General features: G+C 61.5%; 8 protein-coding genes. 1 reads left to right on the forward strand and 7 read right to left on the reverse strand.

The features are described from left to right. Positions 1 to 122 precede the first annotated feature (122 nt). The 7 genes from tssH to tssB all read right to left on the reverse strand — a co-directional run bounded on the left by tssH (position 123) and on the right by tssB (position 9,256). Complete coding sequence (gene tssH / locus ACLEJR_RS25785) at positions 123 to 2,795, reverse strand: type VI secretion system ATPase TssH (protein WP_440817460.1); 2,673 nt, start codon at positions 2,793 to 2,795, stop codon at positions 123 to 125. Positions 2,796 to 2,908: 113 nt separating this feature from the next. After that, on the reverse strand, positions 2,909 to 3,400 hold the full coding sequence (locus ACLEJR_RS25790) for an Hcp family type VI secretion system effector (protein WP_440817461.1): 492 nt from the start codon (positions 3,398 to 3,400) through the stop codon (positions 2,909 to 2,911). 15 nt (positions 3,401 to 3,415) lie between these two features. After that, positions 3,416 to 5,119, reverse strand: coding sequence for an OmpA family protein (locus tag ACLEJR_RS25795; RefSeq protein WP_440817464.1), 1,704 nt, complete (start codon positions 5,117 to 5,119; stop codon positions 3,416 to 3,418). A 7-nt stretch (positions 5,120 to 5,126) separates the two neighbouring features. Then, positions 5,127 to 5,807, reverse strand: a complete 681-nt coding sequence (gene tssL, locus ACLEJR_RS25800) for a type VI secretion system protein TssL, short form (protein ID WP_440817465.1) — start codon at positions 5,805 to 5,807, stop codon at positions 5,127 to 5,129. Further along, positions 5,804 to 7,159 (reverse strand): type VI secretion system baseplate subunit TssK, encoded by a 1,356-nt coding sequence (gene tssK, locus ACLEJR_RS25805; protein WP_440817467.1) that lies wholly within the window; start codon positions 7,157 to 7,159, stop codon positions 5,804 to 5,806. Before tssK ends, tssL begins: the two co-directional genes overlap by 4 nt. 21 nt (positions 7,160 to 7,180) lie before the next feature. Further along, positions 7,181 to 8,716, reverse strand: coding sequence for a type VI secretion system contractile sheath large subunit (tssC, locus tag ACLEJR_RS25810; RefSeq protein WP_440817469.1), 1,536 nt, complete (start codon positions 8,714 to 8,716; stop codon positions 7,181 to 7,183). 45 nt (positions 8,717 to 8,761) lie between these two features. Continuing rightward, entirely contained in the window at positions 8,762 to 9,256 is a 495-nt protein-coding gene (tssB, locus tag ACLEJR_RS25815) for a type VI secretion system contractile sheath small subunit (RefSeq protein WP_440817472.1), read from the reverse strand. A gap of 728 nt (positions 9,257 to 9,984) precedes the next feature. Here tssB and ACLEJR_RS25820 point away from each other — a divergent pair. Next, complete coding sequence (locus ACLEJR_RS25820; protein WP_440793342.1) at positions 9,985 to 10,944, forward strand: AAA family ATPase; 960 nt, start codon at positions 9,985 to 9,987, stop codon at positions 10,942 to 10,944. The last annotated feature ends 4 nt before the right edge of the window (positions 10,945 to 10,948 follow it).

Below are 10,948 nucleotides of genomic sequence, written 5' to 3' on the forward strand. Positions count from 1 at the left end.
GTAGTGGTAGGGCCGGCTCAGTTGTTCGACGCCTTCGAAGGCGAGGACATCGAGTTGGGCGTCGATCTTGGAGATCCGCAGGGTGTGGCGGCTGTGGTCGAAGAAAGCGCGCACGGCAGTGTTCATCGAGCGGCCTCCGTGGCGATGACTGGCGTCTCGTTAACGGGCTCGATAAAGCGCAATGTAACGCCCTCCTCGTCGCAATACCCCAGGCTCACCGCCCGCGTTGCCTGTTGCGTTGCGCGCCGGTGCAGCAGTTGTTGGCTGAGCACCGGCAGGATCTGTTCGTCGAGCAGACTGTCGATGTTGCGCGCCCCGCTATCGGGCAGCAGACATGCGGCGACCAGGGCCGTGTTGAGGCGCTCGTCGATTTCGCAGTCCAGGCCGTAATGGCGTTGCAAGCGCCTGGCCACCTGGCCCAGCTTGATCGCGACGATGCGTTCAAGGGCTTCGGCTTGCAGCGGACGGTAGATGAGCGTCTGGAAACGGGCCAACAGGGCCGGCTGGAAATGCTCGCGCAGGACCGGCCGCAGCAATTCGTGCAGCGCGCTGTCCGGTGCGTCGGGCTGCGCGTGCACGCACGCTTGCAGCAGGTCGCTGCCCAGGTTGGAGGTCATGAGAATGACCGTATTGCGAAAGTCGATCTCGCGCCCTTCCCCATCGCGCATGAAGCCGCGATCGAACACCTGATAGAACAGGTTGAGCACATCGCGATGGGCTTTTTCCACTTCGTCGAGCAGCACGACGCTATAAGGCCGCTGGCGCACGGCTTCGGTCAGGACCCCACCCTGGCCATAACCGACATAGCCGGGCGGCGAGCCTTTGAGCTGACTGACGGTGTGGGCTTGCTGGTATTCGGAAAAATTCAGGGTGACGAGGGATTTCTCGCCACCGAACAAGCAGTCGGCCAGGACCCGGGCGGTTTCGGTCTTGCCGACACCGCTGGTGCCCACCAGCAGGAATACACCCAGTGGCCCCCGGTCAGCGGTGAGGCCGCTCTTGGCTGCGCGCAGGCGCCGGGCCAGTGCCTGGAGGGCGCTGGCCTGGCCGATGATGCGCTCGCCCAAACGCCGCTCCAGCTCCAGAAGATTGGCCTGTTCATCCTTGAGCAGGCTGCCCAACGGCACGCCGGTCCAATCGGCAACCACTTCGGCCACGCTGCGGGCGTCGACGTCCAGGGACAATAAAGGCTGCTTGCCCTGGAGTTCATCGAGACGCTGCTGCCACTGTGCGCAGGCGTCACGCCGTGGCGGCTCGGCCTGACGGGCATCGAGCAAGCGTTGGGTCAGGTCGAGGGCTTGTCGGTATTGCTGTTCGAGATCGATGTATTGGCCCTGCAACTCGGCGTGTTGCGCCGCGATCTGCGCCAGACGCTGCGTGTCGGCACTGCCGCCCAACCCCTGGTCCGCCTCCAGCGCTTGACGTTCCTGCGCCAAGGCGGCCTGCCGAGCCTTGAGCCGTACCAGCGCGTGGGGCTCGCAGTCCAGGCTCATGCGCACCCGGGCGCTGGCGGTGTCGAGCAGGTCGACGGCTTTGTCGGGCAGCTGACGCCCGGTCAGGTAGCGCCGCGACAAGCTCACGGCGGCCTGGACCGCCGCATCCTGGATGTGTACGCCATGGTGGCGGGCATAGCGGTCCTTGAGCCCGCGCAGCATGAGGCAGGCGCCGGCATCGTCCGGCTCATCGACCTTGATCTTCTGGAAACGCCGCTCCAACGCGGCGTCGCGCTCGAAATATTGCTTGTATTCGCTCCACGTAGTGGCGGCAATGGTCCGCAACTCGCCACGGGCCAGTGCCGGCTTGAGCAGGTTGGCCGCGTCGGCGCCGCCCGCCTGGTTGCCGGCGCCAATCAGGGTATGGGCCTCGTCGATAAACAACAGGATCGGCGTGGGCGAATGCTGCACGGCCTCGATGACCGTCTTCAGACGCTGTTCGAACTCGCCCTTTACGCCGGCACCGGCCTGCAGAAGCCCGAGATCCAGCGCCCGCACGCTGACCGGCTTGAGGTTGTCGGGAACGTCACCCTGGGCGATACGCAACGCCAGGCCTTCGACCAGCGCGGTCTTGCCCACGCCGGGTTCGCCGACCAGCAGCGGGTTGTTCTTGCGTCGACGACTGAGAATGTCGATGACCTGGCGAATTTCATCGTCCCGGGCGAACACCGGGTCGATGTTCCCCTCGCGCGCCTGGGCGGTGAGGTCCTGGGTGAACCTGTCCAGCAGCGCCAATCGCGCATCGGGCATCACGGTGCCAGGCGACGCGAGACTGGGGCCGGCCAGCGACGTTGCGCATTCGCTCATGACGACATGCGCCTGGACCTCGGGGCGTTCTTCGGAAGTTTGATCGAGCAACGTCGACAGGCGCTGCAACTGGGCCTGGCCGAGACTGAGCAATGGCCAGGCGGCCTCACAGGCCAGCAGCCCGGGGGCGTCCATCAATGCTGCGAGCAGGTGCACGGAACGCAACCTGTCATGGTCGTCATCCAGGGAGGCGCGCAGCCATGCGCTCTTGATCAACTGCTGCAACGGCTCCGACAGTTGCGGCTTGGCCTGTACGCTGCGCGGCAAGCTGTCGATGTGAGCGAGCAAACCGCACCAAAGCGCCTCCAGGTCCCATTCGTAGCGGCGGGCGATGACGGTCAGGTCGCCCTCGCCCAGACCCAGCAGTTTGAGCAACCAGTGTTCGATCGTGACCTGGGCATGGGCACGGCCTTGGCACAGCGACGCAGCCTCACTGAGAGCCTGGGCGCAATAGGGATTGAGACGACGAAGTAAACGCGTGGAGCTGAGCGCCATGAGGAGCATCCTTGTGCAAGTTATCCGTGTGGTCGGTAAGGCATCCGGTGGGTGACCACCGATGGACCGGGGCGAGCGGTCATGAACGGACGCTCGCCCCGGCCTTTGTCACATCAAGCGCTCTGGCGCTCGCTCCAGGCATCGGAGTGGATGATGTTGCCGTCCTTGTAGGTCCAGGTGACCTTTTCGTAGCGCAGCTCGATCTGCTCCAGGTGGTTGTGCTTCTCCTTGGTCGGGTCCTTGATGTCATGCATCTGTGGCGCGACCTTCACCACCTTGACGTTTTCCAGGCGGGTGACGAAGTACACGACTTCCTGCCCTGCATCGTTGATGCGGTACCACTTGAACTCAGCGCTCTCGAGGGTTTCCCCGGTGGTCACGGCCTTGTAGAGATAGGGGCTGGAGGCGTCGATCTCCTTGGAAAACAGGAACGGCGCATGCACCCGGGCTCCGGTCAGACGGCCGGTGTTGTTGTCCGTGGGAATGTAGAGGCTGTGTTCCTGGGCGAGCACCTCGATACTGCCCTCGCGGTCCTGCACGTCCACCGAACCCTTGATGGCCTCGTTCGAGTCCTTGTGCAGCCAGAGGTAAATCGGAATTGCCATGTGAAGCTCCTGTAGTTAAATGTCGCGGGATGCGACAGGGGGTTGCCTGTCCGGACCTGTCGTGGGAGACACGCAGGCCCCCACCTCAGGCACCAGACGGATATCGACGCGACGGTTGGCTGCGCGCCCCGCCTCGGTGCCATTGCTGGCAATCGGCTGGCTGGCACCGAACCCTTGCACGGCCATGCAGCGTTCAGGGATACCGCCCATGTGGCGCATCCATTCATGCACGGCGGCTGCCCGAGCGCGGGACAAGAGCAGGTTCTGCCGTTCATCGCCCGTGGCATCGGTATGCCCGGCGATCACGATCAGCCAGCCAGGTCGGGCCTTGATGCCGACCAGCGCAGCGATCAGCACTTTGGCGGAGTCCGGCTTGAGCTCGGCGCTGCCGGGGTTGAACAGCGAAAGGCTGTCCAGCCGCGCCGGTTCGGGCGCGGGCGCCTGCATCGGCACGAACGGTTCACGGTGGTGGGCAAGCAAGGCCGACAACGGTGCCCTCAGCGGGTCGCCGCGATACAGGCCAAAGCCCAGTGCCAGAGGTACACCCTGGCGGTAATAGGTATCCAGGCGCCTGGCGGTCTGACGCAGCGTCGCGACGATCGCCTCGCGCTGGAGGCTCGGCCCGGTTTCGGGGATTGACGCGTACTGGCGAAAGTCGTCGCTGACCTGGCGCATCAGCAATGTGTTCTGCCAGGCCGAACTGACCAGTGCGCTTGTCCCTGCCAAGGCGAACAACCAGACAGCGATGGCACTGGCGCGCTGTACAGCCCCGAAGCGGCCACGCAACGGGACCAGGTTCAACAATGGATCCGGAAACGGCAGTACCGCCTCTGGCACGGCCTGTCCGGAGTCGACCAGCGCCGTTTTGCGCCGCAACCATTGTCGCCACAGGTTATCGTCCATGACCTGGGGTAACGCCGACACCTGCTTGATCGCGCAGATGGACGCCTTGCCGAGCGCTCCATCACCGGCGTCGAGGTGCGGCAGAACCGTTTCGTGCAGCCAGGTCGCAGCGCTGCGCAACTGCACACAAGCGTGCATGCGCGCCGCTTGCGATGCCGAATCGACAGGTTGCAACTGCCAGTGCGCCAGGCTCACGCACGCGTCGGCGTCCCGAACGCGGGGGCTGATGTCGTCATTGGCCCAGCAAAACCAAGGGGCTTCGCCTTCACGGGTCTGCACATAGCTGACCAGCATCAGCGGCAACGCCGCGCCCTGTCGGCGCGCCAGTGCCAGCTGGTGACGGAAGGTACGCAGCCGCCCGGCCAGCACGCCGTCATCGCTGTGTTGCGCCGGGTTGACGACGAACATCACGCTGAGCTGAGCCGCCCAATCCGGACGCAACGCCAGGAGTTGTTCAGTGACGCCTGGCAGTTCGCTCAACTCCGGCACGCGTACATAGCACCCCTGATCCGTGAGCCGCAGGGCCGGCAGGTCGTTCGCAATGCCGGCGAACAACCCGTCCAGGCCGTCGCCGCAGACCAACACCACCGGTCGGCGAAACGCAATCGGTGGCAAGGCCGCCTCAGGCACCCGTTGCGACTGACTACGCCGATCCGCGGCACGACGATTGAGCACGAGCAAGGCCCACGCGGCACCACTCAGCACGAGCAAGGCCACGACAATGCGTACCGAAAGGGCAAGCGGGACGATAGCGAGCAACGCGAGGACAAGCGTCGCCGCCCACAACCAAAGGACTTGTTGCAGTTTGATCGTCATTTGCGGATCACGCCCCCGCCGGCCAGAGTGCGGCCACCACACCTAGAAGCAGACGGTCCATGGCCCACCAGACACCGGCGAGTACAAGCACGGCCAACCCGATATGCATCCAAGGCGCTCGCCGTCGCAACGACGGACCGAACAATTGGCTACCGGTTGCCCGCGTGAAGGCCCGATTGACTTCCAGGGGCACCACGTGGGCGTTGAGCGCCGCCAGTAGCTGTTCACGTTCCGGATCGTCTGGCGCCTTGTAGCGCCCTTGAAATCCAAGCATCAGCACGCGCTGAAAGGCAGTGACGACCCGCTGGTCCGGTGCCGGCTCGCGCAAGACCTGCCGCATGTCCTCGTAGAGAAACTCACCGGCCTGATGGCGGTTGAACAACTTCGCCTGAAGCGGTTCGCTCGCCCATTGTTCACGGACGTCGGGTTGGGCGCGGGTAAGCACCGTTTCATCCAGCAACGCACATTGGGCATGGCTGATATGAGCGGCGCTTTTCTGATCGACTCCAGCTTCATCGAGTCGTTGTCGCACCTGCTCGATCTGCGCCATGCATAATTGCTGTAACCGTTGCCTGTTGGGTACAAAAGCCCCCTGGCGCAACTCAACCACCAGCAGGTAGGTGTCGTGCAGCAGGTCATCGATATCCAGCGTGATCCGGGTCTGCTCCTGGAAAGCGATCAGAGTCATGTGCGTAGCACCGCAAACAGTTCAAGTTCGGCATCTGCCAGGGTGCTCGGCACGTAAAAAGCACAGGTCCCGGCGGCCAGCATGGCCTGCCCCTTGGGGTGACTGAGATCGAGCGCGAAGTACTGGTTCTCCAGACGCAATGGAATCGCCGCCGGTACATGACGCATCGATTGCAACGGCACACCGTCGAGCGCGGCGCTGACCAGCTCGACGACATCCTGCGGCGCACCGACCTTGCATAGACGAGGAAACTGTTCCTGCAACTGCACCGCCGGTAAGTTGCAGCGCACCGACAGGTAGAAGTCCACACCGTCGCGCTCGCGCAAGCGGGGATCATTCAGCGGGACCTGCCACCTGTTCGGGTCCTTCCTTTTCATTACCAGTGCAATGACCCGCGACGGCAAGCTGGCTTCGAGCAACGTGGCGATGGTCTGGATCAGCGGTGTAAACACCGTCTCCAGGTGCTCATGCCGGTAAGCCGGGATTTCATCGATATCGTGTTCGAGTGAGAACGTCAGCAGGCTGCCCGCCAGCTTGGTCAGTTCCTGGTACACCTGCTCGGGGTGCCGCTGGGGGAAGGACTTGAGGTCGGCCAGGACCGGCTGGTACGTGTTCAACGCATTGAGTAGCCAGAACAGTGACACGTCGGCAACGGCGAAGTCCGCCATGCGCTGATTGCTTTCCCTGCGCATGCCCATCAGGCGCTGGCGCTTGGCGGACAACTGCGTCAACAGGTTATCCAGCTCGGCCACCAGCCCGGCATGCGCGGCCAGACTCAGCAGCGGTGGCACGTAGCCTGGATCGAGACTCCAGCCACCCTGCCCATCGCGCACCAGCCGGGCGACCGGACAGGTCAGGTAATCGCCGTTGTCGTCCCTGTCCAGGCGCAGGCTCAGCATGTGCTCCAATACGCCAATCGATTGCACGTCATCGGCGTAGAGATCCTGCACCGGGCGCCAGTCCTGACGGTAACGGGTGGGCCGATCGGCCTCGCCTGCCTGCAACAGGCAGTTGCTGCCATTGGCATGTTCCAACGGCAAAGCCAGCAGCACCAGCACCTGCTGGGCATCGTCGGCCAGCCGCCGCGACAGCTCCAATGCCGGCGGCAAGCGGTCCACCCGGTCGCTGTCGATCAGCGTGCCATCGGGCATGCGTACCTGCAGACGGGTGGCCTTGAGCTTGCCCAGGCGCAACGCGTCCAGATCGAACCCGACGGCTTTCACCCCCCAGGGGTGCGCCAAGGCCAGGTGGGCAAGCTGTTCATTGGCCCAGGCCTCCCAGCGCGCCTGCTGTTGGAACTGTTGCGCGGACAGCAACGTTCCGGACGCCCATAACGGACGATCTATCTTCATGGTTCATTCCTCGGGAGGGAGTCAGGCCTTGGCCTTGGGCATCTGCGATACCAGCGACAAATTGACGTCCATACCCTCGACCTGAAAATGCGGTACGGCGTACAACTTCACCCGGAAGAAGCCTGGGTTGTCCTCGATGTCTTCCACGGTCACCTTCGCATCACGCAATGGATGGGATGCTTGCAAGTCGTCCCCTGGATCGTTCATCTCCGTGACCAATCCACCGATCCATTTGTTGAGTTCCAACTCCAGCACTCGACGGTCTTTGGTGGTGCCGATGTTTTCCCGCTGTATCAGCTTCAGATAATGGGCGATGCGTGAAAGCAGGAAGATATAAGGCAAGCGTGCGTTGATCCGACTGTTTGCGGTGGCATCGGCGGCGTCATACAAGGCAGGTTTCTGCGCGGAACTGGCAGAGAAGAAGCACGCGTAGTCTCGATTCTTGTAATACGACAAAGGAATGAAACCGAGATTGGCGAACTCGAACTCACGAGTTTCCGGGATCATCACTTCCGAAGGGATCTTCACCTGACTGCCAGTACCCAGGTCATACAAGTGGATTGGCAGGTCCGTGACCGCCCCGCCGGATTGCGGGCCACGAATCTGTACACACCAACCGTTGGCGATAAAACTCTTGACCATGTTCGCGGCGAAAGCGAAGGAGGCGTTGGTCCAAAGGTATTTTTCGTGGTCGGGCCCTTTGACGTTTTCGATGTAGTTGAAGCTGCGTACTGGCCGGGTAGCCGGTCCGTAAGGCAGACGACCCAACACCCGTGGCATGGTCAGCCCGATATAGCGGGCATCGTCACTGTCGCGAAAAGCCTTCCACTTTATATATTCGGCACGATCGAAATAGTTGCCGATATCCTTGATCGCAGCCACTTCCTCCATGGTTCTCTTGCCGAAAAAACCTGGCCCGACCGAACCGATGAATGGCATATGCGCCGCTGCGGCAACTTTCGAGATATTGCGCAGTAATGCGATGTCCTGTGGGCTGCGGTCGAATTCGTAATTGGAAATAGCCGCGGCAATAGGCTCGCCACCCGGCATGTCGTATTCGCGGGTGTAGGTGTGCAGATACAATCCGCTCTGGGCAATCTCGGGCGCATCTTCGAAATCCCGGACGAGATCGTCCTTGCTGATATCGAGCAGTTCGATGCGAACGTTCTGGCGGAAATCCGTCTGATCGACCAGCGATTTCACGCCCCGCCAGGTCGACTCGACGCGTTGAAAGTCCGGGTGATGCATCACCGCATCGAGTTGACGGCTGATCTGCGCGTCCAACGAAGCGATGTGTTCATCCAACAGTACTTTATCCAGGCGTTCCACTTTCTGCGGCGACTGCTTGAGCAACTTCAGGAAGACGCTGACAGCCGCCGTTACCCGCTCGTCCACCGAAACTTCGGACAGGGCCTCGGTATGCTGGAACGTTTCAATATCACCCAGTTCAGCGACAGGATTCAGATTGATGCGGCTGAATAACGCAGCATAGACACTGCTGTTTTCAGACAATACTGTAGCGCCGCGCGATTGCACGTTAGAACTTTCGAGAGTCATGGTTAACCTACTGTTTTTTACCCGGTAAGGGTTGAGTTATCGATCTTATTTAGGTGCCAACGCAGCCAACTCGGCGCGCAACTCATCGCTGAGTGCGTCATCTTTTAGAATACGTTCCAGCTCATGGCGAAAGGTCATGTTATCCAACAGGTTGGATTTGAGATCACGCAACAGATTGCGCATGGCTAATAACGCACGCAACTGCGGGATTTGCCGCGCCACCTGCTCAGGCTCGAAATCCTTCATGCCCTGGAATTTCAGTTCGACTGAAAAATCGGAAGCTTCATTCACCAGTGTGTCGGGCGCCACCAAGGTCAGACTGGGGGCAAACTCACCAAGTACATTGTCGAAGTTATTCTTATTGATGCTGATTTTTTCCCGCTCGGACAATGCTTTGCGCTCACGACCGTTACTGTAGTCACCCATCACCATGAGTTTGAGCGGTAATTCAACTTTCTTCTGCGCGCCCCCGGTGTGCAGATCGAGTTTGATATTGACTCGTGTCTTCGGTACTTCATTTTGAAAACTGTATGAAGCCATGACGCCTCCCTTCAGATTATCAATGGCAATGATTGCCGGATGGATGAATCATCGATCGCTCTCCCTCGCCCGTCGCCAGCCACCGTTCGCTCACGCTCAGCAGGCGCGCCAACTGTGGCATTCGTCCTCGAGGCACACCCCGTGCGAACCAATTCGTCAGGCATTGCGGGCTGATTCGAAGTATTTCGGCGAAACCGGCTTTCGGGATGGCGTACTCCCCCAATGTGGCCCTCAAGCGTTGGCCGCATGCCGTTCGGGAATTCATTCGCGAATGCCCGCTGCGCCCCGAGCACGTAACGTCGATCATTTTTCAGGCTTTGCCTCCTGGCCAGTGCGATTAACCAGAATTTAGGCGCATAACGGTCCGTCGGATAGGCGTCGAAGCGGCCCGTTGGACAAAAAAGAAAGGGCCCACCCCCGCAGCGAAAAATGCCTACAGAACTTGCCTAATCTGACAGGGCGCCCACGGGACAGGCGGTGATTCGCAGGCGAATTTTGTGAGAAAGGGATTACAAACTCAGCAACTTGAGTCGAATAACGAGTGGCGACCGGGTTTGATGCGCGCGTCGCGAGCAGGCTCGCTGCCAGCTTGATTTGGAGCCGATCACAATTGCACACAGTCAATCAAAATCCCGTTAGTCGCCAACCCCCGCCATGCATTAAAGTAACGCCCCCAGCCCCGGCGTTATCCGAACGCCTGGGCCCCCCCTTTCCAGGAACAGTCACCGATGGAACATCGTGAAGCGCTGCTGGCGCTGCGAACCTTTCTTTCTACGCAGATTCTCGGCCAGGAAAAACTCATCGAGCGCCTGCTCATCGCCTTGCTCGCCGACGGCCATATGCTGGTGGAAGGTGCGCCGGGTTTGGCGAAGACCAAGGCGATCAAAGAGCTCGCCGAAGGGATCGAAGCGCAGTTCCATCGCATCCAGTTCACCCCCGACCTGCTGCCCGCCGACATCACCGGCACGGAAATCTATCGGCCGGAAACCGGCAGCTTCGTGTTCCAGCAGGGCCCGATCTTCCACAACCTGGTGCTGGCGGACGAAATCAACCGTGCCCCGGCCAAGGTCCAGTCCGCGTTGCTTGAAGCCATGGCCGAACGGCAGGTCAGTGTCGGGCGCAGCACCTATGAACTGTCGCCACTGTTCCTGGTGATGGCGACGCAGAACCCGATCGAGCAGGAAGGCACCTACCCGTTGCCGGAAGCGCAGCTCGACCGCTTCCTGATGCACGTCAAGATCGGTTTCCCGGACGCTGCGGTTGAGCGCCGGATCTTGCAGCAGGCCCGGGGCGAAGCGCTGAACGGCGAAGCCAAGCCCGAGCGCCGCGTGAGCCAGCAGGCGATTTTCTCCGCGCGCAAGGAAATCCTCGGCCTGTACATGGCCGACGCCGTGGAGGAGTACCTGGTGCAACTGATCATGGCGACTCGCAACCCGGCCAAGTTCGATCCGGAACTGGCCGAATGGATCGCCTACGGCGCCAGCCCTCGCGGCTCGATCGCTCTGGACCGCTGCGCCCGGGCCCACGCCTGGCTGGCCGGGCGTGATTTCGTCAGCCCCGAAGACATCCAGGCCGTGCTGTTCGATGTGTTGCGCCACCGTATCATCCTGTCGTTCGAGGCCGAAGCCGCGGGCATCGATCAGGATCGGGTCGTGCAGCGGATTCTCGACGTGGTCGCTGTCGCTTGAGCAT

The sequence above is a fragment of the Pseudomonas sp. SMN5 genome (genome assembly GCF_052041925.1).
Lineage (GTDB): Bacteria > Pseudomonadota > Gammaproteobacteria > Pseudomonadales > Pseudomonadaceae > Aquipseudomonas.